This is a genomic window from Haliea salexigens DSM 19537, assembly GCF_000423125.1.
In the GTDB taxonomy this organism is placed as follows: Bacteria; Pseudomonadota; Gammaproteobacteria; order Pseudomonadales; family Halieaceae; genus Haliea; species Haliea salexigens.
Genome location: NZ_AUHJ01000006.1, coordinates 1 through 25,386, shown reverse-complemented (window position 1 = coordinate 25,386; position 25,386 = coordinate 1). Strand labels below are relative to the sequence as shown.

Sequence of the window (25,386 nt, the reverse complement as noted above, 5' to 3'; positions counted from 1 at the left end):
TCGGGCGTAAATTTTTACACCTCTGGTACTTGACGCCACCGGCACAAGCAAAGTTAAACTGCGGTTGCAGGTTTTCGATAACACACAATAACTGCACATGCCAACACACCGTGTTGGCGAGGGTACCCAGGCGTCCCTCCGGGACGCTCATAATAACGATTACGGAGCCTTACCATGCCGAGATACATGCACACCCCCATTGCGGCCGCATTGATTGCCGCTACATCGTTTCCGTTCATCTCCCTGGCTCAGGCGCAGAATCTGGCACTGGAAGAAGTCGTGGTCACCGCACAGCGCCGGGAAACGCTGTTGCAGGAAACGCCTATTGCCGTTACGGCATTCAACGCCGAGCAGATCGCCGACCTCGGCATTTACAACGTGACCGACCTCAACGGGTTTGTACCGAACACCAACGTGCAGAAGCAACCGTCTTCCAACTCGAACATGTCCATCTACATTCGCGGCGTGGGCAGTGGCGAAACCTCACTGATGACAGACCCGAAGACCAGCTTCTACCTCGACGGCGTGTACATGAGCAAAACGGTCGGCGCAATTTTCGATATCGTCGACCTGCAGTCCATCGAAGTGCTGCGCGGCCCCCAGGGAACACTGTTCGGGCGCAATAGCACCGGGGGCGCGGTCAACGTGACCACGCGCAAGCCCACCGGCGAATTCGGGGGCCGGCTTGAGGCGAGCGTGGGCAACGACGGCTATCGCCGCCTTACCGGCTCTGTCGACTTGCCGCAAATGGCGGACATGCTGTCGGTGAAAATCTCCGGTAGCAAAATGGAATACGACGGCTGGGCCACCAACGACTTCCCCGGCGTCAACCCGGACCTGGCGAGTGAAGACAACTCTTCCTACCGTCTGGCGCTGCGTTTCGAACCCACCGATGGACTGACCATCGACTACGCCTACGATGACACCGACAACACCGGGGTGCCAACGCCCTATCAGGTGACCAAGGTCAAGGATTCCATCTACAACGGATTTACCACAACGCCGTTCCCCTACACGTTCCTGGGTGGGGAGATTTTCCAGCAGATGGCGGCAACCGTGGGTGACCCCACCAAGCGCCGCGAACAGTTCACCCTGGAAGGGTCCAGCGAAGAGTGGCTGGAAGTTCAGGGCCACAACCTGACCGTGGCCTGGGAGCTGGAACCGTTCACACTGAAATACATCTACGCCAACCGCGACACCGACTCCGGGTACGACTCCACCGACCTCGACGGCGGCGCGTACACCATGCGGGACCTGTTCTACGGCGGTGGCGCGGAAATCCCCACCCAGGGCTTCCAGGCCGGCATTCCCGAAGGCTGGATTGAAATGGAGAGCCATGAATTCCAGATCATCGGCGATGCATTTAATGACCGCCTGCAGTACACCGTGGGCGTATTCCTGTTCGAAGAGGAAGTCTATCAGGACAACCCGCAAAGCTTCGTACTGCCGATCAACTTCCTGGTAGACAGTGCAGTTGGCGGAGCCTTCATCGGCGCCGGCTTCTGTGACGACTTTGGGACCGGCCCGGTCTGCCAGGGCAGCCAGCGGCTACCGCTGCCCTTCCCGTTCCCGGGTGCCGATCCAAACCTCAACGGCTTCCAGGACTTCATCTATGGCCAGACCTCCGAGTCCACGGCAGTATATGGCCAGGCGACCTACTCCCTGACCGACCAGCTGGATATCACCGCCGGCTTGCGTTACACCGAGGATGATCGTGAAGCCTTCCTGTTCAATGAAGGCCTCAACCATGTCAGCTTCGACGACCGCTTCACCAACGAGGACACCTGGGACAACATCAGCTACCTGCTGACCGCCAACTACTCGATCAGCCCGGACATGAACGTCTATGCCACGTACTCCACGGGCTATAACGGCGGTGGCTTCAACAGCCGGGCATCCAGTGCCACGGCCTGGGAGGAGCCCTACGAGGAGGAAACACTGGACTCCTACGAGCTGGGCATGAAATCCGACTGGCTGGACCGTCGCCTGCGCGTAAACGGTGCGGTGTTCTACAACAACTACAAGGACATGCAGATCGCTGTGTTTGAAGCCGGCAGTGGCGGCGCCTCCAGCCGTATCACCAACGCCGGGGAAGCGACCTACATGGGCCTTGAGCTGGAAGTGATCGCACTGCTCACCGAAACCGTGTCCGTGGACATGAATTACGGCTATCTCGACGCAGAATTCGACGAGTACAACGCCCGTAACCCGGTGACCAACCAGATCGAGAACATCAAGGATGTGGTTACCGTAACCCGCGCACCCGAGAATACCGCGTCGCTGGGCCTGCAGTACTCCACCGCCAACACCGGGATGGGGCGCCTGAGTGCGCGACTGGATGTCGCCTACACGGACAGCATGGTTTTCCACCCCTTCCAGAACCAGTTTGACGCCTCCGAGGCACGCACCCTGCTCAACGCACGCATCACGCTGGACGAGCTGAGCATGGGTGAAAACGGTAATCTGCGCCTGTCAGCCTGGGTACGCAATCTGACGGACAAAGAGTACCGCGAGTGGGGTATCGACTTCGGTACGCTGGGCTGGGCCGGCAACACCTGGGGCCAGCCGCGCACCTTCGGCTTCGATGCGGTGTACACCTTCTAGCGTTATCCACGCAAACTGCAAGGGCCGGCAGCGCACGCTCCCGGCCCTTTTTCTTGCGCCATAAAAAGTTCTTGGATGTGACACCAAAGCGCCACATCACTGCAACACTCCCCTCGTAACCTGATTCGTGACTGGCCGGTGCCCGCGCACCGATGCCCGCCCAGAACCCGGCTGCATCCGCTACCCAGCGGGTCACCCATCATCCCATCAGCGCAGGTAGACCAAACCATGGAACACGATGAAGGCATCAGTAACCCGTCAAACAATCGCCCCTTTGAAGACGTACTCAACGAATACGCATCGCGCCGGCAATTACTCCGTGGCGGCCTGACCCTGGCGGCAGGCAGTTTTCTGGCTGGGCCGCTTTCTGCTACTGCCGCTGTGCCAGCACCCGGACGCAAGATCGGCAGCAGGCTGATCGACTTCCAGCCTGTGACTCTGGCCGAAGGCAACGGCCCCGTGCCCGCCATTTCGCCGGACTATGACTACCAGGTACTGATCCCCTGGGGCACATCCCTGACCAACAACGTGACTGATTACAGCGGTGATCCTCTTGTTCGTCCCACAGCCGAAGAACAGGCGCAGCAGGTTGGCATCGGCCACGATGGCATGTGGTTCTTCCCCTTCCGTCGCAGCAGTAACCGCGGGCTGCTCGCCATCAACCATGAATATGGCACCAACGGCACCGTACTGGGCAAGGCCGACCCGGAGACCCTGGCGGATGTCATGACATCGCAACACGCGCACGGTATTTCGGTACTGGAAATACGCAAGACCGGCCGTGGCTGGGAGCTGGTGAAAGACAGCATGTACAACCGCCGTGTACACGGCCGCACACCCGTGGAATTCAGCGGGCCGGTGGCCGGCAGCGAGCTCATCGGGCCCGAAGCGGGCGCCATGGGAACACTGAACAACTGCGCGAACGGCTACACGCCCTGGGGCACGTACCTCACCTGCGAGGAGAACTTCAACGGCTATTTCGGCACCAGCGACAGCAGCTGGACACCCAGCGACGAGCAGGCCCGCTACGGCTTGAGTGCGGGCGGTTTCGGTTATAGCTGGCACGTTTTCGACGAGCGCTTCGACCTGGCCAGTGACAGCCACCCCAATGAAGAAAACCGTTTCGGCTGGATCGTCGAGGTCGACCCCTTCAACCCGGAGGCAATGCCCCTCAAGCGCACCGCGATGGGACGCTTCAAGCACGAGGGTGTAGCCCTGGTGGAAGGCCGTGGTGGCCGCGTCGTCGGCTACATGGGTGACGATGAGCGCTTCGACTACATCTACAAGTTTGTCTCCGCCGGCAACTGGCGCTTCATGCGCGCTCAGGGCGTGAGCCCGCTGGACAATGGCACGCTGTACGCCGCCAAGTTCAATGATGACGGCACCGGTGAATGGCTGGAACTGAGCCTGCGCAACCCGGCTATCGCCGCGCGCTTCAGCTCCGAGGCGGAAATGCTGACCTACACCCGTATCGCCGCGGACCTCGCCGGTGCAACACCCATGGACCGCCCAGAGTGGACATCGGTAGGGGCTGACGGCACGGTGTACTGCACACTGACCAACAACAGCCGCCGTGAAGAGGCGGACGCCGCAAACCCGCAGGCACCCAACCCCGACGGACACATCATCCGCTGGCGCGACAGCAATCGCCATATCGGCCGCAGCTTCACCTGGGAGATTTTCCTGCTCTCATCTGACACCCACGGCACCGAGCGCAGCGTGGCCTCGCCCGATGGCATCTGGGTCGACCCCGACAACCGGGTGTTCATCCAGACCGACGGCGCCCAGAAGGATGGCCTGAACGATCAGTTGTTGATCGCCAACGGCAACCAGTCGGGTGATGACATTGAGATCAGCCGTCTGTTTACCGGTGTAACTGGCTGCGAAGTCACCGGCATTGCAGTCACGCCGAACCGGCGCACCCTGTTCGTCAACCTGCAGCACCCGGGCAATGGCGACCCCAGCGTAACGAACTTCCCGGCCGCGCAGGGCAGCGGTACGATTCCCCGCGACTGCACGGTCGTCATCACCCGCAAGGATGGTGGGGTGGTTGGTTCCTGACCACCACCGTAGCGCGAAATCGAGGCCGCCGGGGGAACCCCCGGCGGCTTTTTTCATTGCCGCAGGCGCATGGCCCTCTGAGGCATATCCAGCGCCTGCAGAATCTTCATCCGCAATTGCGCGTTGTAACCCGGACGCTCCTGCAAAAAGCGCAGCACGGTGCCAACCGCCCGCGGCGAATGATGATATTGCAGCGTGGCCTGCAGCCAGGCGGAAGGGAAGAAGATGTCTCCGGTTACCTGAATCTCCTGCAGCCACTCCAGGCTGGGTTCAATGTAACGCTCCGCATGGGCGATCCGCAGGGGATGATGGAGATAGCCCACGGCATCCACAACCCAGTTTTCCGTGGCGCGCTGTGCAGGGTCGGCGAGGCTGGCAAAAAACGCATCACGTACTGCAACATCAGCCGACAGTGCGGGAGCCAGGAAGGCCAGGCGACGTCGGTTGTCAGGGTTCTGGATCTGCGCCAGCTGCTGGGTAATGATCGCATCCGCTTGCTCGGGCAACGCCACGGCCAGCCGTTCCGCGAGACGAATGCGGTCGCGCTCTGCCAACGTGAGGCCCGCCAGCGACGACTCACCCCTCCACACCGCATAGAGGCGCTGCAGGCTGGCCGGTTGCCGCGCCAGTCGCGTCAAACTCTCGAACACCAGGCGCGTTCGTCCCGCATCTGCAGAAGTCTCGATCGCCTGCCAGAGCACCGCCTCCAGTTCTGGCTGCAGGCGCGCGAGGGCGACATCCGGCAGCAGCGTTTGCTGCAACCAACCCAGCTGTTCCAGCAGCGTTTGCAGGAGCAGCTGATTCTGTTCCGTTGCCACCAACGGCAACAACTCAGCCGCGTAGGCCTGCGGAGATACCCCACCTGCGAGCACCGCTTCAAACAGGTTGAGCAACAGGCGACCACGCGCCACGGGCGGCAGCTGCGCCCACTGCCCCACCTGCGCGAGCTCGACAGCTTGTGGCCCATAGAACAGGGCGGGGTCCTCTGCCTGCTGTGCTGCGTCCGGGAAGCCGGCGCTGTGCACCCAGCTGTCACTCCAGGCCGCAAGGTCCAGGCGCGTGCGCTGGTCCAGAATGCCCACCAGCGCGGGCCAGGTGGCGTTGTCGTAGGCAAAGCGCTGCAGGTATTCGGCCAGGCCCGCGCGAAACGCTTCGGCCCCCAGCAGCGACTCCAGCTGGCGCATCATGATGGGCGCCTTGTTGTAGATGATGGGACCGTACATCTGTCCCGCTTCGTTCAGGTTAGCCAGTTGCTGGCGAATGGGATTGGCGCCGTCTGAACGGTCCACCGCATAGGCCGGCGGATAATGCCGCAACAGGAAATTCAGCTCGTGATCAATCTCTGGAAAAACCGGGTTCACCATCTTTGCGGCCATGAAATTGGCAAACACTTCCTTGGTCCATACATCGTTGAACCAGCGCATCGTTACCAGGTTACCGAACCACATGTGCGCCACCTCGTGGGCAATCAGGCTCGCCCGGCGCAGGCGATCATCATCGGTCGGATTCTCGTCGAGCAACAACAGTTCGGCGCGGTACTGAATAGCGCCAACGTGTTCCATGCCGCCGTACTGGAAGGCAGGAATAAGGGCGAAATCGAGCTTCTCGAAGGGAAAGGGTACGCCGGTGTAATCCTCCAGCCAGGCGACCGCTTCGCGGTGTTGGCGAAAGATGTCATCCAGGTTGCGGGCGAGCTTGTCGCTATCGGTTTCCCGGTGCAGCAACGTCATTTCCTGCCCGCGCCATTCCCGGGTTACGGCCTGGAAGCGGCCCGCAACAAAACCGAATAAATAGGAGCTGATCGGTTCACTCGCGGCAAAGCGGTGCAGGCGCCGCTCGCCGGCATCGACAACGGCCAACCGCGGGCCGTTGGCGATAGCCTCCCAGCTGGCGGGCAAGTCGAGGCTCAGGGTCCAACGAGCTTTCAGGTCCGGCTGGTCGAAGAGCGGTAGCGCTGTGCGCGCCCGATCGGGGACAAACAGGGTGTAGAGATAATCCGGCTTGCGGTTCAGGGCGCTATCACCCGCCGTGAACTCCAGCACCACGCGGTTCTCACCACGTTGCAGCGCACTGGCGGGAAGCACAACATGCTCGGTGTCTATAACCGCCGGGAGCGTTGCGCCATTCACCTCAACGGTGTGCAGCGCCGTGCTTTCGGCCCGAAAATCCAGTGCCAGCGACTGTTTGGCGTCCGCGAGGTGGAAACGGATATCGGTGCGCCCGGCAATGGGCTCCGCAGCGGCCTCCGGCACGTTCAGGTGCACACGGTAGTGAATGTCGGTCACACGCTGAGCGCGCGCCTCGGCCAGCGCCAGCGACACCCCCGGCTGCAATGACTCGGGCGGCGGCACAACCGGATTCCGGCTACAACCTGACATCAGTACACCCAACACAAGGACTAAACAAAAGTTTCGCATGGCGCCTCCAGAGAAGCATTCTACCTCGCCTGCTGAGCGATGGTTAACCGGCGGTGTGTTTACTGCTAACATGAGCGCTGCCTGTCATTCGGATTCACCGGTATGCTCTCCAGATTCGTTGCGCTCTGCACGCGCGCCACACTGCTGCTTGGCGCCGCGCTTCTGCCGGGGTGCAGCGATGGCCCCTGGAACAACCCCAACCCCGAAAGCCCTCCCGGCATGGTGACCTACCAGTCGGTGATGTCACCCCTGCCGCCCAAGCATCTGGACCCGGCGCTGTCCTACGCCGCCGATGAATCGCTGTTCCTGATGCAGATCTACGAGCCGCCCATGGGTTACCACTACCTGAAACGGCCCTACGAACTGCTGCCGCTGGGCGTGGAAGACTTTCCGCTGATCAGCTACACCAACGCCGCGGGCGAGCTCGTTGACCCCGATGCAGGAGAGGTCGCCTTCTCGGTGTATGAGATGACCGTGCGCGCCGATGCCCGCTACCAGCCTCATCCCGCCTTCGCGCTCGATGACACGGGCAATCCTCGCTACCTGTTTACCGATCCCGCCGCGGGACGGCAATATCGGCAGATCAGCGATTTTCCCGAGTTGGGTTCACGGCCCGTCGCCGCCAACGATTATGTCTATGCCATCAAACGGCTGGCCGACCCGTTCAATGCCTCACCCATGCTCGGTTTCATGGCGCAGTACATTGTGGGGATGGAGGCTTTCTCCGAGCGTCTCAAGGACATCTCCCGCGATGGCTGGGTGAACCTCGACCAGTACAACATGGACGGCCTGGAGGTGGTGGATGAGCGCACCTTCCGCATTACCATCAAGGGCCGCTATCCGCAATTCAGTTACTGGCTGGCCATGCACTTCTTTTCGCCCATCGCCCCCGAGGTGGATCGCTTCTTCCACAACCCCGGCTTTCTTGACCGCAACCTCACACTGGACTGGTGGCCGGTGGGCAGCGGCCCCTTCATGATGGTGAAGAACGACCCGAACAGCGAGATTGTGCTGGAGCGCAACCCCCACTTCCGCGAAGACTATTTCCCCACCGAGGGGGCACCGGGCGACGCCGAACAGGGCCGACTGGCTGATGCGGGCAAGCGCCTGCCGCTGATCGACCGCGCCGTGTTCAGGCTGGAAAAGGAGGTGCTGTCGCTGTGGACCAAGTTCCTGCAGGGCTACTACGACCGCTCGGGTGAAAGCCACGGCAACACCAATCGCGTGTTCGACCAGGCCTTCGTGGTGGGCCCCGACGGCGTTGAGCTGGGGGCAGAGCTCGCGGAGCACGGCATCACGGTAGCCCCCGATGTGAAACCCGCCATCTATTACTACGGCTTCAATATGCGCGACCCGGTGCTCGGCGGCTACAGCGAGGAACGCCGCAAATTGCGCCGCGCGCTGCAGATCGCCTTCGATACCGAGGAATACCTCAACATCTTCTACAAGGGCAACGGCATCCCCGCCCAGTCGCCCATTCCACCGGGCATACCCGGGTTTGTGGACGGCGAAGCCGGCATCAATCCCTACGTCTACGATTGGGTAGACGGCGCACCACAGCGCAAGTCGATCGCGCATGCGAAGCAGCTGCTGGCCGAAGCAGGTTACCCCAATGGTCGCGATGCACGCACCGGTGAGCCCCTGAAAATCTTCATTGATGTGCAGAGCCAGGCGATATCCAGCACCAGCATGAACTGGATGGACCGGGCCTTCGGCCGTATTGGCGTGCAGGTGGAATACCGCCCGGCGGACTGGAACCGCACGCGAGAGAAGCTGCTGACCGGCAACACGCAGATTTTCTCCCACGGCTGGCTGGCGGACTACCCGGACCCGGAAAATTTCCTGTTCCTGCTTTACGGCCCCGAAAGCCCGCTGATCTGCCAGTGCGATGGCGCCAACAATGCCAGTTACGAGCGCCCGGAATATGACGAGTTGTTCCGCCAGATGCGCGTTCTGCCGCCCGGCGCGGAACGGGATGCACTGGTGGCCCGCATGGTCGAACTCTACCGCGAGGACGCCGTCTGGCTGTTCGGCTACTACCCGAAAGACATCTACCTGAACAACCCCTGGGTGCACAACAACAAGCGCCACGGCATTTCCAAGAACACGCTGAAGTACGTGCGCATTGACGACGAGCTGCGCGAGCGCAAGCGCGAGGAATGGAACCAGCCCGTCATCTGGCCACTGTACGCCATGAGCGCTTTGCTGATTGCACTGCTGCTACCCGGCGTTATCGCCTACCGCCGCCGCCTGCGTGCGACGGCCCGCCAATAACAGGAGCGACCACATGTTTGCCTATATCGTGCGCCGCCTGATCTATGCCATTCCGATCCTGGTCGGCGTCAACCTGCTCACCTTCACCCTGTTTTTCGTGGTCAATTCACCCGATGACATGGCGGCCTCCCAGCTCGGCGACAAGTACGTCACCCCGGAGGCGATTGAAAACTGGAAGCAGAAAAACGGCTACGACAAGCCCCTGTTTCTCAACCCACAGGCGGCTGGCGTAGGGCAGGTCACCGACACCATTTTCTTCGACAAGTCCGTGCGCCTGTTCGCCTTCGACTTCGGGCGTTCGGAGAGTGGCCGGGACATCACCACCGATGTCGCCACCCGCATGTGGCCCAGCCTCGCGGTAGCCCTGCCCACCTTCCTGGTGGGTATTGGCGTCAACATTTGTGTCGCACTGATGGTCGTCATGTTTCGCGGTACCCGGCTGGACCGTGGCGCGGTATTCGTGTTTGTGGCGTTGATGTCCATTTCCTACCTGTTCTACATCATTGGCGGGCAGTTCCTGGTGGCCAAGACATGGCGCCTTGTGCCCATATCCGGTTTTCATACCGAAGGGCAGGTGTGGAAATTCCTTATCCTTCCCGTGTTGGTAGGTGTGGTCGCCGGCATCGGCGCCGGCGCGCGTTGGTACCGCACCTTGTTCCTCGAGGAAGCGAACCAGGACTACGTGCGCACGGCGCGCGCCAAGGGCTGCAGCGAACTGTCCATCCTGTTCCGGCATATCCTGCCCAACGCGCTCATTCCCATACTCACCGGCGTGGTGGTACTGATCCCCTCGCTGTTCATGGGCAGCCTGCTGATCGAGTCGTTTTTCGGCATACCCGGGCTCGGCAGCTACATGCTCGATGCCATCAATTCACAGGACTTTGCCATTGTGCGCAGCATGGTGTTCATCGGCTCCATCCTCTACATCGTCGGGCTGTTGCTGACCGATATCTCCTACACCTGGGCTGACCCCCGGGTCCGGCTGTCCTGAGGGGTCTGGCAACGATGAAACCCGTTCTGCTCTGGTCCGATGCACTGATTTTCCTGCTGGTGATTTCCCTCGCGCTTTTTTTCTGGCGATTGCGCCGGGACCCACAGACCCGCGAACGCTGGGCCGACGTGTTCAGCTCGCGGCTGGGCATGGTGGCGTTCACCGTCATTGCCGCCTATATCCTGGTCGCCCTGCTCGACTCGCTGCATTTCCGGCGCGCACTGGAGAACCCGGAGAGCCTGGCAACGCAGGAGGTGTTCTACGACAACAAGGTCAGCAGTGTGTTCGATGTACTCACTGGCGGCATGGGTGATCGCTTCGAGCGCACCTACTCGGCCCCCTTTGCGCTGTTGTCTTTTGAGAAAGAAAACATCAAGGATGCCAGCGGCCGCGACATTCGCGACTTCCCGCCCCTGCGCCACGCCGGGCAACACCTGGCGCACCCCGATGAGCGTGCGGCGGACATCCTCGCAAAGAGTGCCAAGGCCCTGTTCTGGGGCCTGTTGCTGTGTGCGCTGGTCATCGCGCCCCAGTGGCTTGTGTTGCGTGGCAGCCCCTTTCCCTGGGCCGCCTCCTGGATAACCCAGGGCGTGATCCTGAGTGCGGGCGTGTGGATGGTGGGTATCAGCCACCATTACCATATTCTGGGCACGGACCAGGGCGGTGCTGATGTGCTGTATCAGTCTCTCAAGGGTATTCGAACCGGCGTGTTGCTGGGCACCCTCGCCACGCTGGTGATGCTGCCCATCGCCGTCACACTCGGCGTGATGGCCGGCTACTTCAAGGGCTGGGTGGACGATGTGGTGCAGTATCTATACACCACCCTGAGCTCCATTCCGGGCATTCTGCTCATTGCCGCGTCCGTGCTGCTGTTCCAGGTATACATCGACCTGAACCCCGACTTCTTTGCCGTTGGCATGGAAAAGGCTGACGCCAAGTTCATCGCGCTCTGCTTCATTCTGGGCGTCACCAGCTGGTCGACCCTGTGCCGCCTGATACGCGCGGAAACCCTGAAAATCAGCCAGCTGGGCTACGTGCAGGCGGCACACGCGTTTGGCGTCAGCCACAGCCGTATCCTCGGCCGGCACGTGTTGCCTAACGTGGTACACATTATCCTCATCACCTTCGTTCTCGACTTCAGCGCGCTGGTACTGGCGGAGGCCGTACTGTCCTACATCGGCGTGGGTGTGGACCCGTCCATGGGCAGCTGGGGCAATATGATCAACGGCGCCCGCTCCGAGCTATCACGGGAACCCACGATCTGGTGGACACTCACCGGGGCATTCTTCTTCATGTTCATTCTCGTGCTTGCCGCCAACCTGTTTTCCGACCTGGTGCGCGATGCCTTCGACCCCCGCACCAGCCTGCGGAGGGCAGACGCATGAGCGAGGCACAGCACAGCCGACCCGCGCCGGGCACCCTGTGCCTGCAGGTGCGTGACCTGACCGTGACGCTGGCGGACACGGGTACGGCCATCGTCAAGGGCGTCAGCTTCGAATTGCAGGCCGGCAAGGTATTTGCCTTGGTCGGCGAATCCGGCAGCGGCAAATCGGTGACTTCTCTGGCCGCCATGCGCCTGCTCCCGGATGCCCTGCGTATCAGCGGGGGCAGCGTGGAAGTGGCAGGGCAGGACCTTTTCGGCCTGTCCGAGGCCCGCATGCAGGAGGTGCGCGGGCGCCGGGTCGCGATGATCTTCCAGAACGCCATGAGTGCACTGAACCCGGTACAGACCGTGGGCAGGCAGGTCGCCGAGACCCTACTGCTGCATACCCGGCTGCGCGGCGCGGCACTGCGTGACCGCGTGGTGACCTTGTTTCACGAGGTGGGCATTCCGGACCCGGAGCAGCGCTTCGACTTCTTCCCCCACCAGCTCTCCGGCGGGCAGCAGCAGCGGGTGATGATCGCCATGGCCCTGGCCTGCGAACCGGATGTATTGATTGCCGATGAGCCCACCACCGCTCTGGACGTTACCATTCAGCTGCAGGTACTGAACCTGATACGCGAGCTCACCCGCTCCCGGCAACTGGCAGTGCTGCTGATTACCCACGACATGGGGGTAGTCAAGAATACGGCTGACGAGGTGGCCGTGATGTACCGTGGTGAGCTGATTGAGCGCGCCAGTGTGGATGATTTCTTCCAGCACCCCAAGCAGGCCTATAGCCAACGCCTGATTGATGCCCTGCCCGACCTGACACACTTCCGGGAAGCCGCGACGGAAGCGCCATTGCTGGAATTGCAGGAGGTGAAAGTGCACTTCCCTATCCGCCGCGGCCTGCTGCAACGAGTGGTGGACTACACCCGCGCAGTGGATGGGGTATCACTGACTATCGGTCGCGGAGAGACCTACGCACTGGTGGGCGAATCCGGCAGCGGTAAATCCACCCTGGGCCGTGCCGTACTCAACCTGGAGGCGATAGCCGGCGGCCAGATACGCTTCCGGGGTGATGCCATTGAGGGGCTGGGGCGTAACGCGATGCTGCCTTACCGCAAGCAGATACAGGTGATTTTCCAGAATCCGTTTTCTTCCATGAACCCGCGCATGACCGTGGGTGACATCATTGCCGAGGGCATGATCAGCCTGGGCCTGGGACTTTCCGAGGAGGCGCGCCGCGCACGTATTCAGGCCCTGCTACAACGGGTGCAATTGGGCGCGGAGCACGCCAACCGCTTTCCGCACGAGTTCTCCGGCGGGCAGCTGCAACGCATCGCCATTGCGCGTGCACTGGCGGTAGACCCTGAACTGATTATCTGCGACGAGCCGACGAGTGCGCTGGACGTCTCCATTCGTGCGGAGGTACTGGAGCTACTGGCTGAGTTGCAACGCGAGTTCGGTGTGTCCTACCTGTTCATCACGCACGATTTGTCGATTGTGCCCGGCCTCGCCCACAAGGTGGGTGTTATGCAGCGCGGTAAACTGGTGGAACAGGGCACGGCAGAACAGATACTCACCGCACCCGCTCACCCCTACACGCAGGAGCTGCTGGCGGCCGTGCCCAGGCTCTGATCCCGGGGCGGGCACATCGGTGGGGCCTACATCACCCCATAGGCGATCATGGCGGCCGCCACCTTGTTGAATCCGGCGATGTTGGCACCCTTGAAGTAGTCCACGTGGCCGTCTGCGGCGGTACCGAACTCCACGCACTGGTCGTGAATGCCGCGAATGATGCTGCGCAGGTGCTGATCGACTTCAGCGCGACTCCACTGCAGACGCAGGCTGTTCTGGCTCATCTCCAGGCCGGACACCGCCACTCCGCCCGCGTTCGCGGCCTTGCCCGGTGCGTGCAACACATCCTTTGCCGATTGTATGAGCCGGATGGCCTTGGTGGTCGCAGGCATGTTGGCGCCTTCCGAGATACCCCGGCAGCCGTTCTCGATCAGATGCCCGGCGTCATCCGCGTCGATTTCGTTCTGCGTGGCACAGGGAAAGGCCAGGTCGCAGGGTACCTGCCAGGGGCGTTCACCCTCGTGGTAAGTCACATCACTGAACTCCCGCGCATACTCCTCAATGCGCCCGCGGCGGCGGTTCTTGAGGTCCATGATCCACTGCAGCTTTTCCATCGTCAGCCCCTCGGGGTCGTGCACAAAACCCCCGGAATCCGACATGGTCACCACCTTGCCACCCATGCCAATCAGCTTCTCCGCACAATACGTGGCCACATTTCCCGCGCCGGACACCACACAGGTTTTGCCCTCGATGCTTTCCTTATGGTGCGACAGCATTTCCTCCATCATGTACACCGCGCCGTAACCAGTGGCTTCCGCGCGAATACGGCTGCCGCCAAATTCCAGCGACTTGCCCGTGAGAACGCCTTCGAAGCGATTCACAACACGTTTGTACTGACCAAACATGTAGCCCACTTCGCGTCCGCCCACGCCGATATCACCCGCAGGGACGTCCGTATTCGGGCCGATGTGTTTGTAAAGCTCAGTCATGAAAGCCTGGCAGAAGCGCATAATTTCGCGCTCACTCTTGCCCTTGGGGTCGAAATCGGCACCGCCCTTACCGCCGCCCATGGGCAAACCGGTCAGGCTGTTCTTGAACACCTGCTCGAAGGCGAGGAACTTCAGCACCGACTGGTTGACCGAGGGATGGAAGCGAATACCGCCCTTGTAGGGGCCAATCGCATTGTTCTGCTGTACACGGAAGCCCCGGTTGACGCAGACCTCGCCGTGGTCGTTTTCCCAAACCACCCGGAAGGTCACGATACGGTCCGGTTCGGCCATACGCTCCAGAATTTTCAGCTCCTGATAGACCGGCTTGTCCGCAATGTAAGGCACGATATCCATCGCCACTTCATGCACCGCCTGCGCGAACTCGGGTTCCCCCGGGTTGCGGCGCTCAATTTCGTCCATGAAAGTGGAGAGGGCGTCGGCGTGCTGTGCGTTCACTGTCGTGACTCCTGCAGGTTGCGAATACGTTGGGGGTTAGCGAGGTGGGTCTACCCGGGCTGCGGTGGAACCATTCACCCGATACCAACCGGCGATAGAGTAGCGGTCGCGGCTGGCGGGCAACACTTCATGCGGGAACTCCTCGCTGAGAAACACCACAACAGTACCATGCAGGGGCTGCACCGATAACAGTGCACTGTTTTCCGTGCCTGTATACAGGCGCAGTTCCCCGCCATCGCCCGTCTGCCAGCCCGGGTTCAGGTAAGCCACCACTGACAGCACCCGGTTGGCCTCGCCACGAAATGCATCGACGTGCTTGCGGTAGAAGTCGCCGGGGCGGTAATGGGCAAAGTGGCTTTCGAAGGAAAACAGCCCAAGCAGCAACTCGCGATTCAAGTGCTGCTGCAACGCAGTAGTCCAGGCCAGCCAGTCACGCCCGGCTGCGGACTCCCCATTGATCCAGCAAATCTCATCCGTGCGCACAAAAGTGTTCAGGGTATGGTCGTTCTCGCGGCCTACCCCCGCCGGGGTAAAACGGGCTTCGCTCATGCTGTGCAGGTGGGCAAGCAAACCGCCCGCCAGGGCGCCGGGCAGGGCGCCGGGGCAGACGCTGTAACCGCGATCACGCAAGTCACAGGCCATACGCGAAAACAGCCCACTGTCGGCAAACAGTGGGGGTTCGACAACGCTGGTGGGTAGCGCGCTCAACGGCCACGCTGCTCCAGGCGTTGCTGAAACTCGGCCATGATCAGCATGTACAGCTCCTTGCCCAGGTACGCGTCCTCGACATCGTGCTCAATGCTCGGGTTGTCGTTGACTTCCATGACATAGACCTGCTGGCCCTTCTGCTTGATGTCGACGCCATAGAGGCCCTTACCCACCACACGGGACGCCTTCAGTGCCGCATCCAGCACCACCTTGGGCACTTCAAAAGTGGGCAGGGTCTCGTAACCGCCGGAGGAAAAGCGCTTGGCCCCGTGGTTGTAGATTTGCCAGTGGTCCCGTGCCATGTGGTAGCGGCAGGCGTAGATGGCACGGCCTGCGAGTACTCCCACCCGCCAGTCGAAGTCGGTGTACATGTATTCCTGCACCAGCACCAGAGCGGTGTTGCTGAGCAATTCGCGCAAACGCTGGGCGAGCTCGTCCCGGTTCGCAACCTTGTAAATCCCCTTGGAAAACGCACCCTCCGGCAGTTTGAGAATGCAGGGGTAGCTGAACTGGGCTTCGATCTCGTCCAGCTCCGCATCCGACGTACCAATGACCGTGCGCGTCTTCAGCGAGGGCACCCGGTGGTAACTGAAGGCATCGTGCAGAAAGACCTTGTTGCAGCAACGCAGAATGGATGCAGAGTCGTCGATCACCACCAGGCCTTCACGTTCCGCCTTGCGCGCCAAACGGTAGGTGTGGTGGTCGATAGCCGTGGTTTCACGAATGAACAGGGCATCGTACTGGGCGATCTGGCCGGCCTGCTGCGCGGTAATGGTTTCCGCGTGCATGCCCAGCTTCGCGGCCGCCTTGATGAAGCGCTTTATGGCCTCGGCATCGCTCGGTGGAATGGCCTCATCCGGGTTCACCAGAATCGCGAGATCCCAGCGCAGCGGCTTGCGGTTTCCCGAGGTGCGCCATACTTGTTCGGTGAAGGTTTTCAGCCGCTGCTGAAACAGCCCCCGCTCGGCTTCCGAGAGGTGCGTGTAGCCGTGGCGGCGAATCGTCAGGCAAGGGCGACCGTCTTCGAGAGCCAGGCGAAACCGGAGTATCGGCGCCGGGTAGCGCTCGAACAGGTTGCGCACCGGCTTGCGCCAGCGTTCGTCTTCGGTCCAGCCGAAATAGGCGAGGAATTCGCGTGTTTCGCCCGCCTGCAGGGAACCCGCGTCAAACGCCGCCAGGTTTACCTCGTCATCCGGGCCGAGCGTGAGGTCACGCAGATCATTGATCGCACTGACGCTGGGCAACACCTTGTGTTGGCGCGCCTCGGCCAACAGAGAACAGTAATAGCCCCGGCTCAGGTAATACTCGGTATCGCAAAGATTGATGAGCCGGGTCTTGGGCTCATTGCGTTTGGGGAAATCGACCAGATAGCGCTCGAACGAGACAACCTCAAGGTCATCTGTGGACAGCGCGAAATCGTCTTCGTCAACAACGACAATGGTTTTGTACATAGGGAAGCTCCCTCACGCGAGGTTGGCAAGGTCTTCTTTGCGGAAAGCGCGCACCCGGGCCAGGTCGTCCTCAGCCACACGCTGCACCCAGTCGGGGTTGGCTATCAGCGCACGCCCCACAGCCACCAGGTCGAACTCCTGCGCCTCCAGGCGGCGCCGCAACTCATCCAGGCTGGCGGGCTCCGCTTCGCGAAACGTGGTTTCACCGGGCTTGGGGATAAAGTCAGCGTTGAGCCCGACACTGCCTACCGTGATGGTGGGCTTGCCTGTGAGCTCCCGGGTCCAGCCCGCCAGATTCAGCGCAGAGCCTTCGAACTCGGGCTCCCAGAAGCGGCGGGTGGAGCAGTGAAAAATATCCACGCCGGCCGCGCTCAGGGGCGCGAGGAATTCTCCGAGTTCGGCGGGGGTGTGCACCAGGCGCGCACTGAAGTCCTGCTGTTTCCACTGCGAGAAACGGAAGATAATGGGGAAATCTGCGCCGACAGCGGCGCGCACCGCCTCGATGACTTCCACGGCAAAACGGCTGCGTTTGGCCAGGCTGCCGCCGTAGGCATCCTCGCGCTGATTCGTTCCTTCCCAGAAAAACTGGTCGATCAGGTAGCCGTGGGCACCGTGCAACTCGACCGCGTCAAACCCACAGGCTTTGGCGTCAGCCGCCGCGCGGGCAAACGCGGCCACCACGTCGTTGATATCCTGCTGAGTCATCACATGACGGTTCACCTTTCCGGGCACATTCATACCCGACGGTGTATGACCCGGCACATCCCCTTCGGGCATAACGCCGGCACTGCGCATGCCGCCCACGTGCCAGAGCTGCGGTGCAATCTTGCCGCCCTCGGCGTGTACCGCATCCGCGACACGACACCAGCCGGCGAGGCGCTCCTCACCGTGGAAATACGGCACGTCCGGGTAGCCGTTCGCCGCAATGTGGCCGACGCAGGTGCCCTCGGTGATAATCAGGCCGGTACCGCCTTCCGCCCGGCGCCGGTAGTACTCGACCACGGCGTCGCCAGGCACATTGCCGGGTGAAAAATTGCGCGTCATCGGCGCCATCACCACCCGGTTGCGCAGCGCGAGGCTTCCCAGGGTTATCGGTTGTAAAAGGGCGTTGCTGGTGGTCATGCGGAGCTCCAGAAGGGGCAGGTATCTGCGCGGCAGCGTATACCAGCCATCTCGGCAACACCAGCCGCGAAAGAGCAACTATGACGGCAAACCGCGGCGCGCCCCGGGGGCTTTGCGGACACTCCACGCACGCTCCAATTGCTACCGACAATCTACCCCCGGCTGACTTGCGTAAACCCATTACATCCCCGACAGTCGGAATCATGCGCGAACTTTACTGGTTACAGAACGACCTGCGCCTGCAGGACAACCCCGGGTTGCTAGCCCACACCGCAGCCTCGGCGCTGCTGCTGGTCTACATCTGGCAGGAACCGAGGCCCTGGTGCAATCTGCGAGGCATAGGCAAACAGCGCCAGCGGGTGATACTGGAGCATTTACAGGACCTGCGTGAGCAGCTCGCAGCGCTCGGCCAGGACCTGCTGTTCCTCGCGGGCCAGCCGGAAACGCTGCTGCCCGAACTCGTTCGCCAGTACCGTATAGACCGGGTAGGTACCAGCCGCTGTCCCGGCGTTTATGAGGCACAGCAGCTGGAGCGTGTGCGCGAACGCCTGCCCGTTCCCGTGCAGGTGCACGGCGGCAACACCCTCTTCAGCCGCCAGCAACTGCCCTTCGCACTTGAAGACCTGCCACGGCAATTCACACCCTTTCGCCGGGCAGTCGAGGCGCTGCCAGTTGACGCACCGGCCAGCGCGCCCACGCAGCTACCGCCCCCACCCGGGGGCCTGGCCTTTCCGGCTTTGCCAGGCTCCCCCGTGGCGCCGCACACTGCACTACCGTTACGCGGCGGCAGCGCCGCCGGGCAGCGCAGGCTGGCGCAATTCACGTTCGGCGAGCAGGCGATCAGCCACTACAAGCTCACCCGCAACGACCTGGACCCTCTGGCGGGGTCCAGCACCCTCTCCCCCTGGCTTGCCGGCGGCGCGCTTTCGGCAAGGGAAGTGGCTCACACCGTGTACCGCTTCGAGCAAACGCACGCCGCCAATGAGTCCACACACTGGCTCATTTTCGAACTGCTGTGGCGAGAGTTTTTCCACTGGCGGGCATTGCATGACCGTCACCTGTTATTCCGTTTTGACGGCCTTGGCACTGGCCGCAACAACCGGTTCTGCACCTTCGATCCGCGGGCCTTCGCGCGCTGGTGCCAGGGGGATACCGATTTCCCGCTGGTCAATGCACTGCAGCGGCAACTCCTCGCCACGGGCTGGATGAGCAACCGTGGGCGGCAAATCAGCGCGAGTTGCCTGATACATGAGCTCGGCCTGGACTGGCGCTACGGGGCGGCCTTTTTCGAGAAACACCTGATCGATTACGATGTGGGCAGCAACTACGGCAACTGGCAGTACATCGCCGGTGTGGGCTGCGACCCGCGTGGCGGACGTCGTTTCCATCAGGAAAAACAGGCCGCCGAGCACGACCCCGAGGGCCTGTTCACCACCAAGTGGGGCGGACACCGACCCAAACAGCCGCTGTATGTGACCGACGCCGCTGACTGGCCGCTGCCGCCCGACCCCGCGGAAGACCGCCATGAGCCGGGCTGAGCGGGCCGGCAAGCTGTGCCCGGTGTGTGAAAGGCCCTTCCAGTGGCGCGCGCGCTGGCGTCTCAACTGGGAGCAGGTGCGCTACTGCTCACGCCGCTGCGCCAGCAACCGGCACAAGATCAAGTCGCAGGTTCCAGCAGCTGCTGCAGCGCCTGATCACCCCAGGCGACGATAGCCTCGCGCTCGGACGCTTTCCGCTTCCGCCAGTTGGCGGTGATCAGGCCCATGCGCGGATTCTGCGACAGGGCATCCATGTGCCGATCGATAAAGCGCCAGTACAGGGCGTTGTAGGGGCAGGCCCCTTCCCCGGTCATGCGTGAGGGTGAATAGCGACAGTCCTTGCAGTGATTCCCTTGCCGCTGGATGTATTTGCCGCTGGCCGCGTAGGGCTTGCTTGCCATCACGCCACCATCTGCGTGCAGGGCCATACCGAGGGTATTCGGGAGTTCAACCCACTCAAAGGCATCCGCGTACACCGCCAGATACCACTCGCACACCGCCTTCACATCCAGGCCCGCCAGCAGGGCGAAGTTGCCGATCACCATGAGCCTCTGGATATGATGCGCGTAGCCGAGCTCCAGGCTCTGGCCCAGCGCGCGCTGCAGGCACCTGAGGTCGGTTTGCGCGGTCCAGAAAAAGCCTGGCAGCGGGTTGTGGGCGTCGAGGCTGTTGCCCTCGGCATACTCGGGCATCAACAGCCAGTACACACCGCGCACATACTCGCGCCAGCCCAGTATCTGGCGGATGAAGCCCTCTGCGGCAGCCAGGCTGCAGCGCTCGTCGCGCCACGCCTGCTCCACGTCGCTGCACAGCTCCAGCGGCTCCAGCAGGCCGATATTGAGGTACATGGAGATCTTGCCGTGAAACACCCAGGGAGACTCTTCCACCAGCCCATCCTGGTAACGACCGAAATCCGCCAGAGCATACTCGAGAAACCAGTCGAATTCCGCGCGGGCCTCCGCGGCCGTGCAGGCGTAGTTGAACTGGGCGAGGTCACCCGGGTTGTCCGGGAATGCCTTGGCGACTTCGGCGAGTACTTCCCGCGTGACAGCGGACTGCTTCAGCGCACGACGCGGCGGGACATCCCGCTGGCCGCGCCAGCCAACCCGGTTCTCCTGATCGTAGTTCCAGCGCCCGCCGGCGGGTTGCCCATCCGGTTCCAGCAGCACCCCGTAGTGCTGGCGCATGGCGCGGTAAAAGTACTCCATGCGCAGCTGCTTGCGCCCCGCCGCCCAGTCGCGAAAGGTCTGGTGGCTGGCGAGGAAACGGGTGTCCTCAAGCATTTCAAGAGACACGTCCAGGGCCTGCTCCCAACCCGCCATCGCCTCGCGCAGGCGGTATTCACCCGGCTCACAGACACGCACCACAGTGCAGGGGTGGCTTTCGAGCACGCGCGCGAGCGCCGCCTGTAAACTCGGCACACCCTCTGCAAACCGAATGTAATGCACCTGAAAGCCGCGCTCGCGCAGGGCGTTGCCAAAATGGCGCATGGCGGAAAAAATCAGCGCAATCTTGTGCCGGTTGTGCGGCACGTACTGGGCTTCCTCCGCCACTTCCGCCAGCAGCACCTGATCCTCGGCAGGATCGGCGCTGGCAATGGCGGGATTGGCGAAGGACAGCTGGTCACCCAGCACCAGAATGAGTCGTGAAGTAGACATGCGCTTGCTACGCGCCCCGCCAGCGGCCAGACCACTCACGGAGCACGGGCCGGCAACTACTCCTGCAGCAGCAGTGTCTCGCCAATCTGGCGCGCTGCGATATCCGCCTCACAGTAGGGGAAGCGCACCCATTGCTTGTTCGCATAGAGCTCGGTTTGGTCGGAAAAATGCGGCGAGGTAGGGTTGGTGGACTGTGAGGGCACCAGAATCACATCGGCTATGGGGCACTCAGAATCATCCCAGGTAACAGCCTGAATGTAGGAATTACCACTGCGGGGGTTCACATAACCCGACTCCACCAGGTTCGCGCTGATCGCGCCATAAACCCCCATGGTGCCGGAGCCTCCGTGAATCGGCACACGCACACCGTTGCGTTCCAACACCTGCACCTCGCCCCAGGGCGCGCCCAGCGGCACACCTGCGGCGGCGAGTCGCTCACTGGCTGTCGTCAGTGCACTAAGTACACGGGTCGAGTTCGCCGCTACGGCGAGGTCGATGCCGGCCGGGGTATGCAGCGGATCTTCCGGATCGAAATCCCGTGCCCAGAACTCATCGCTCTGCACCACATTCTGGAAGCTGTTGCCAAGCTGGTCAGTGATAACTTTCCAGAACTCGGTGAAAATCTGGGCACCACGGCTGTCCGCATTCACCCGCCGGTCCCAGCTCGCGAGCACATTGCAGGCCTGCAGCACGGGCGTTGCCGCCTCGGTTGCGCACACCGCCAGCACGTCATCCAGCACCACCTCGGCACCGTACACGCGGTTGGCGTACATCAGGCCCTTGAGGCTCGCCAGGTCGAACAGGGGTTCCAGGTCCAGGCCGTCCGTTGCCTGCTTGCGCTCCTCTACCATGATATGCCCGATGCGGGTGCGCAGGAACTGTTGCTGCCCCTCGTGGCCCACAGGCCCCATGATCACCGGGAAACCCTGCAGCGGATTATTGGCATCGGACAGCCAGTAGCTATTGTTACTGTTGCCGACGTAGTCTGTGGTTAACAGTTGGGGCAGACTGGACCCGCCATAGAGATTGCTACCTGCGGGGGCCTCTGGGTCCGTACCCCACTCACAGGCCGGATCCGAGCCATCCAGCGATAGAATGACGTTAGTGGTTGCCGCCGCCAGCAAGGGCCCCACCACACCGTTAATGCAGCGGTCTAGCTGGGTCTGTGTGACGAACGGTACTGCCGAGAGCTCGCCATAGAATGCCTGCCCGGCTCGATCAGCCGCCAGCTCATGGAACACCGGGTTACCGATACTCTGCAACGCCTCCACATATTCCGCGATGGAACTGGCCTGCCCCTTGTTGATCCACTGCTCTATGCCGCGGATACCGGTGAGAATATTGGCATCGCGGAAGGCAAGTACCGAACCGTTGAACATCGGCCAGCCATCCAACAACGGTGTCACGCCCTTGAGATTGACCACCGGCCCGTAGTGGGAGACATAGAACACCTGCTCCCGGTCCTGCAGGCTGCCGTCCGGCTGGCGCACCTGAATGGTCACCGTTTGCGGATCGATATCCCGCCACTCGCCGTCATAGTCATACTGTAGGGGGTTGTCGGGGTTGAGCTTCAACTCGTACAGGCTGAAGCGGTTGGCTAGCGATACGGTATGCGTCCAGGCCACATCCTGGTTGAAGCCGATGCCGATGAAGGGGAAACCGTGCAGCGCCGCGCCGGCCACATCGTAAACACCAGGCAGAGTCAGGTGTGCCTGGTACCAGGCGCCACTGCCGAACCAGGGCTGGTGGGGGTTACCCAACAGCATACCCTTGCCGCTGCGCGTGGCATCGCGGCCCAGCGCCAGGCCGTTGCTGCCACGATCAATGTCGCGCAGTTCAGCGGCCGCGGCTTCCAGCGCTCGCACAGCCTCATCCAGCGCATCGGGTGCCGGGGCAGCGCCCTCATCGGGGCCCGTCGTGGCCAGGATGGCGCGGCGGAACAGACCCTGTTCCGAGCTGCCACGCAGGGCTTCCCGGCGCAGGAAGAGGAAGAGGTCGACGCTATCGATGGGATAGACCCAATCCGCGTTGCGACAGCCATATTCCCCCTCGGGCAGGTTATCCAGCCCCGTTTCTTCAAGGTACCGGTTCATGCCGCGGCTGTACCCGGCGGCAAGGTCACGCGCAAACTGCGGCAACGCCGACACGAACTCGTCGGCAAAGGCATCTTTATCGCCGTTGAGAAAGCGGAACAGGAAGTCCGACTCGATATTGCCCATGTCCTCGCCCATAAGTTCCGCTGAGCGGCCCGCGGCAAACACGATTTCACGCATGGCGACACAGTAATTATCCTGCGCATAAGCGTAGCCAAAACCATAACCGAGACTGCCCCAGTCCTCGGCGCGGATATGCGGAATGCCGAACTCGGTACGACGAATCTCAGCGGAGTAGGTGAGCTCCGGTTCGGGAGGGGGCGGCGGGGGCGCCACCCGGTCGTTGCCATCGGTGCAGGCAGCCAACACGCAACACAGGGAAAGTCCTAACAGGGCACGTGAGCGCATGCATAACCTCTTTTGTTATTGGCGGTTGCACCGAAATGGTCACCTATATTTGGTGAAAGCATAACACTAATGTACGCTGGTTTACTCGCGCCCAACCTCCACTAGCGGGGCGCAATTCGGACAGGACACTGGGCCATGGGCACCGCAACAGCTGACCGCGCGATTAGCGCACCGCGCCTGTTCGACGGCGAAAAATGGCATGACGACAGCGCGCTGTTGCTTGCTGGCGAGCATGTTGCCGGAGTGCTGCCCCGCGCCAGCCTGCCTTCCACCCTGCCCTGCGAAACGCTGCGTAAGGGCACCCTGGCGCCCGGGTTTGTTGACCTGCAGGCCAATGGCGGTGGCGGCCTGCTGTTCAATAACGCGCCTACCGTGGAAACCGTGCTGCACATGACTTCCAGCCACCGGCGCTGCGGCACGACGGCGCTGCTGCCCACGCTGCTCAGCGATACCGCCAGCGTCATGCGCGCCGGCGCAGACGCGGTGCGCGCCGCGCAGGCCTGCGGTGAAGCCGCCGCGGCCGGCGTGCTCGGATTGCACATCGAGGGGCCATTTTTCGCCCCCAGCCGTCGCGGTACACACCGCGGCGACCGCTTGCGCAGCTGCAGTGCAGAGGACATCGCGTGGCTGAGTAGCCTGTCCGACCTGCATTGCCTGCTGACTGTCGCCCCGGAGGTCATGGCGCCGGGGCAGATCCGCCAACTCTGCACCGCGGGGCTCACGGTGTTTGCCGGCCACAGCGATGCCTCCTACGAGGCGGTGCAGGCCGCGCGCGGCGAGGGACTCAACGGCTTCACGCACCTGTTCAATGCCATGAGCCCGCTGTCGGCGCGGGAACCCGGTGTGACCGGCGCGGCACTGGATGGCACACCGGACTGGCTCGGCATCATTGCCGATGGCCACCACGTACACCCGGCAAGCATTCGTATTGCACAGCGCTGTGCCAGCCCCGGACGCCTGTTTCTGGTCAGCGACGCCATGGCCACCGTGGGCGGGGGCCAGCACTGGTTCACGCTGTACGGGGAGCGGATCGTGCAACGCAACGGCCGCTTGATCAATGCCGAAGGCGCCCTTGCAGGCAGCGCCATCGGTCTCGTGGACGCTGTACGCTACTGCCATGACGTGGTGGGCCTGGCGCTTGATGAGTGCCTGCGGATGGCCTCGCGTTACCCGGCGAGGGTGGTCGGCGATAAGACACGGGGCCACCTGCAGCCCGGCGCCCGTGCCGACATGGTACTGCTGGGCACAACGCTGGAGGTTGCGGCAACCTGGCTGGGCGGCGTGCGCCAGGACCACGCCACACTGCGCTAGGGGGTGCGGATATGCGCCGCCATAAGTGTCGCCACATCGTAACCGTTCATTCCAGGACGTTCTGCCACCGCGCTGAATTTCTCCCTACAGTAACCTCACATCCACCCACATGAGGTTACCTCCATGAGCAAACATCGTACGGCAGCGCAGTGGCAGGCCTTAGTTGACCAGCAGCATGATAGCGGCTTGTCAACTCTGAAATTTTGTCAGCAGCATGGCATCGGCTATGCCAGCTTTCGCAAGTGGCGCACGCATCTGTCCGGTACGTCGCTGCAGCAGAGATCCGAAGCGTCGAGTGCCAGTGATCCCGGCTTTCTGGACCTGTCTTCATTATTGATGGACGCGCCGAACGCTTCTGGTC

The 25,386-nt window shown here is 62.2% G+C and carries 17 protein-coding genes; 10 read left to right on the top strand and 7 right to left on the bottom strand.

Features of this window, described 5'->3' with window-relative positions; translation table 11 throughout:
- Positions 1–174 precede the first annotated feature (174 nt).
- Together G533_RS0108280 and G533_RS0108275 are read left to right on the top strand one after the other, a co-directional pair.
- Positions 175–2,604: a TonB-dependent receptor gene (locus G533_RS0108280; RefSeq protein WP_084638887.1), complete on the top strand. Its 2,430-nt coding sequence runs from the start codon at positions 175–177 to the stop codon at positions 2,602–2,604.
- A gap of 228 nt (positions 2,605–2,832) precedes the next feature.
- On the top strand, positions 2,833–4,665 hold the full coding sequence (locus G533_RS0108275; RefSeq protein WP_027949555.1) for a PhoX family protein: 1,833 nt from the start codon (positions 2,833–2,835) through the stop codon (positions 4,663–4,665).
- A 53-nt stretch (positions 4,666–4,718) separates the two neighbouring features.
- Here G533_RS0108275 and G533_RS0108270 read toward each other — a convergent pair whose 3' ends face one another.
- Positions 4,719–7,016, bottom strand: a complete 2,298-nt coding sequence (locus tag G533_RS0108270) for a M1 family metallopeptidase (protein ID WP_158413402.1) — start codon at positions 7,014–7,016, stop codon at positions 4,719–4,721.
- 168 nt (positions 7,017–7,184) lie between these two features.
- On the opposite strand from G533_RS0108270, the gene G533_RS0108265 reads away from it, so the two are divergent.
- The 4 genes from G533_RS0108265 to G533_RS0108250 are packed head-to-tail and all read left to right on the top strand — an operon-like array spanning position 7,185 to position 13,351.
- On the top strand, positions 7,185–9,356 hold the full coding sequence (locus tag G533_RS0108265; protein ID WP_027949553.1) for an ABC transporter substrate-binding protein: 2,172 nt from the start codon (positions 7,185–7,187) through the stop codon (positions 9,354–9,356).
- 13 nt (positions 9,357–9,369) lie between these two features.
- Positions 9,370–10,347, top strand: coding sequence for an ABC transporter permease (locus tag G533_RS0108260; RefSeq protein ID WP_027949552.1), 978 nt, complete (start codon positions 9,370–9,372; stop codon positions 10,345–10,347).
- Between the two features lie 14 nt (positions 10,348–10,361).
- Positions 10,362–11,732, top strand: a complete 1,371-nt coding sequence (locus tag G533_RS0108255; RefSeq protein ID WP_027949551.1) for an ABC transporter permease — start codon at positions 10,362–10,364, stop codon at positions 11,730–11,732.
- Positions 11,729–13,351 carry an ABC transporter ATP-binding protein gene (locus tag G533_RS0108250; RefSeq protein WP_051230114.1) on the top strand — a complete coding sequence of 541 codons (1,623 nt, stop codon included), beginning with the start codon at positions 11,729–11,731 and terminating at the stop codon, positions 13,349–13,351. Before G533_RS0108255 ends, G533_RS0108250 begins: the two co-directional genes overlap by 4 nt.
- Positions 13,352–13,377: 26 nt before the next feature.
- On the opposite strand, the gene gdhA is transcribed toward G533_RS0108250, so the two are convergent.
- From gdhA to G533_RS0108230, 4 genes are read right to left on the bottom strand one after another with little or no spacing between them, the layout of a single operon-like run.
- The gene (gene gdhA, locus G533_RS0108245) at positions 13,378–14,736 is read right to left on the bottom strand and encodes an NADP-specific glutamate dehydrogenase (protein WP_027949549.1); all 1,359 of its coding nucleotides are present in this window, start codon (positions 14,734–14,736) and stop codon (positions 13,378–13,380) included.
- A gap of 36 nt (positions 14,737–14,772) precedes the next feature.
- Positions 14,773–15,444 carry a 2OG-Fe(II) oxygenase gene (locus G533_RS0108240; RefSeq protein WP_027949548.1) on the bottom strand — a complete coding sequence of 224 codons (672 nt, stop codon included), beginning with the start codon at positions 15,442–15,444 and terminating at the stop codon, positions 14,773–14,775.
- The gene (locus tag G533_RS0108235) at positions 15,441–16,895 is read right to left on the bottom strand and encodes a RimK family ATP-grasp domain-containing protein (RefSeq protein WP_027949547.1); all 1,455 of its coding nucleotides are present in this window, start codon (positions 16,893–16,895) and stop codon (positions 15,441–15,443) included. The genes G533_RS0108240 and G533_RS0108235 overlap by 4 nt, the downstream gene beginning before the upstream one ends.
- A gap of 12 nt (positions 16,896–16,907) precedes the next feature.
- On the bottom strand, positions 16,908–18,017 hold the full coding sequence (locus tag G533_RS0108230; RefSeq protein ID WP_027949546.1) for an NADH:flavin oxidoreductase: 1,110 nt from the start codon (positions 18,015–18,017) through the stop codon (positions 16,908–16,910).
- 203 nt (positions 18,018–18,220) lie between these two features.
- Here G533_RS0108230 and G533_RS0108225 point away from each other — a divergent pair, with 203 nt between their 5' ends.
- Entirely contained in the window at positions 18,221–19,555 is a 1,335-nt protein-coding gene (locus G533_RS0108225; RefSeq protein WP_027949545.1) for a DASH family cryptochrome, read from the top strand.
- Entirely contained in the window at positions 19,542–19,730 is a 189-nt protein-coding gene (locus tag G533_RS25330; RefSeq protein WP_084638886.1) for a DUF2256 domain-containing protein, read from the top strand. Before G533_RS0108225 ends, G533_RS25330 begins: the two co-directional genes overlap by 14 nt.
- On the opposite strand, the gene G533_RS0108220 is transcribed toward G533_RS25330, so the two are convergent.
- Together G533_RS0108220 and G533_RS0108215 are read right to left on the bottom strand one after the other, a co-directional pair.
- A complete protein-coding gene (locus G533_RS0108220; RefSeq protein WP_027949544.1) occupies positions 19,675–21,213 on the bottom strand; it encodes a cryptochrome/photolyase family protein in 1,539 nt (512 codons plus the stop codon). The two genes, G533_RS25330 and G533_RS0108220, sit on opposite strands and share 56 nt — an antisense overlap.
- A gap of 56 nt (positions 21,214–21,269) precedes the next feature.
- Positions 21,270–23,714 (bottom strand): penicillin acylase family protein, encoded by a 2,445-nt coding sequence (locus tag G533_RS0108215; protein WP_084638885.1) that lies wholly within the window; start codon positions 23,712–23,714, stop codon positions 21,270–21,272.
- 135 nt (positions 23,715–23,849) lie between these two features.
- On the opposite strand from G533_RS0108215, the gene nagA reads away from it, so the two are divergent.
- Entirely contained in the window at positions 23,850–25,025 is a 1,176-nt protein-coding gene (gene nagA / locus G533_RS0108210) for an N-acetylglucosamine-6-phosphate deacetylase (RefSeq protein ID WP_035527224.1), read from the top strand.
- 123 nt (positions 25,026–25,148) lie between these two features.
- Positions 25,149–25,386: IS66 family insertion sequence element accessory protein TnpA (tnpA, locus tag G533_RS0108205; protein ID WP_027949541.1), on the top strand; the 238-nt coding region annotated here is incomplete at its 3' end.

Excerpts from the sequence above, each read along its gene's own strand:
- G533_RS0108280 (WP_084638887.1), top strand. The coding sequence starts at position 175 with ATGCCGAGATACATGCACACCCCCATTGCGGCCGCATTGATTGCCGCT.
- G533_RS0108275 (WP_027949555.1), top strand. The coding sequence starts at position 2,833 with ATGGAACACGATGAAGGCATCAGTAACCCGTCAAACAATCGCCCCTTT.
- G533_RS0108265 (WP_027949553.1), top strand. The coding sequence starts at position 7,185 with ATGCTCTCCAGATTCGTTGCGCTCTGCACGCGCGCCACACTGCTGCTT.
- G533_RS0108260 (WP_027949552.1), top strand. The coding sequence starts at position 9,370 with ATGTTTGCCTATATCGTGCGCCGCCTGATCTATGCCATTCCGATCCTG.
- G533_RS0108255 (WP_027949551.1), top strand. The coding sequence starts at position 10,362 with ATGAAACCCGTTCTGCTCTGGTCCGATGCACTGATTTTCCTGCTGGTG.
- G533_RS0108250 (WP_051230114.1), top strand. The coding sequence starts at position 11,729 with ATGAGCGAGGCACAGCACAGCCGACCCGCGCCGGGCACCCTGTGCCTG.
- G533_RS0108235 (WP_027949547.1), bottom strand. The coding sequence starts at position 16,895 with ATGTACAAAACCATTGTCGTTGTTGACGAAGACGATTTCGCGCTGTCC.
- G533_RS0108230 (WP_027949546.1), bottom strand. The coding sequence starts at position 18,017 with ATGACCACCAGCAACGCCCTTTTACAACCGATAACCCTGGGAAGCCTC.
- G533_RS0108225 (WP_027949545.1), top strand. The coding sequence starts at position 18,221 with ATGCGCGAACTTTACTGGTTACAGAACGACCTGCGCCTGCAGGACAAC.
- G533_RS25330 (WP_084638886.1), top strand. The coding sequence starts at position 19,542 with ATGAGCCGGGCTGAGCGGGCCGGCAAGCTGTGCCCGGTGTGTGAAAGG.
- G533_RS0108220 (WP_027949544.1), bottom strand. The coding sequence starts at position 21,213 with ATGTCTACTTCACGACTCATTCTGGTGCTGGGTGACCAGCTGTCCTTC.
- G533_RS0108215 (WP_084638885.1), bottom strand. The coding sequence starts at position 23,714 with ATGCGCTCACGTGCCCTGTTAGGACTTTCCCTGTGTTGCGTGTTGGCT.
- nagA (WP_035527224.1), top strand. The coding sequence starts at position 23,850 with ATGGGCACCGCAACAGCTGACCGCGCGATTAGCGCACCGCGCCTGTTC.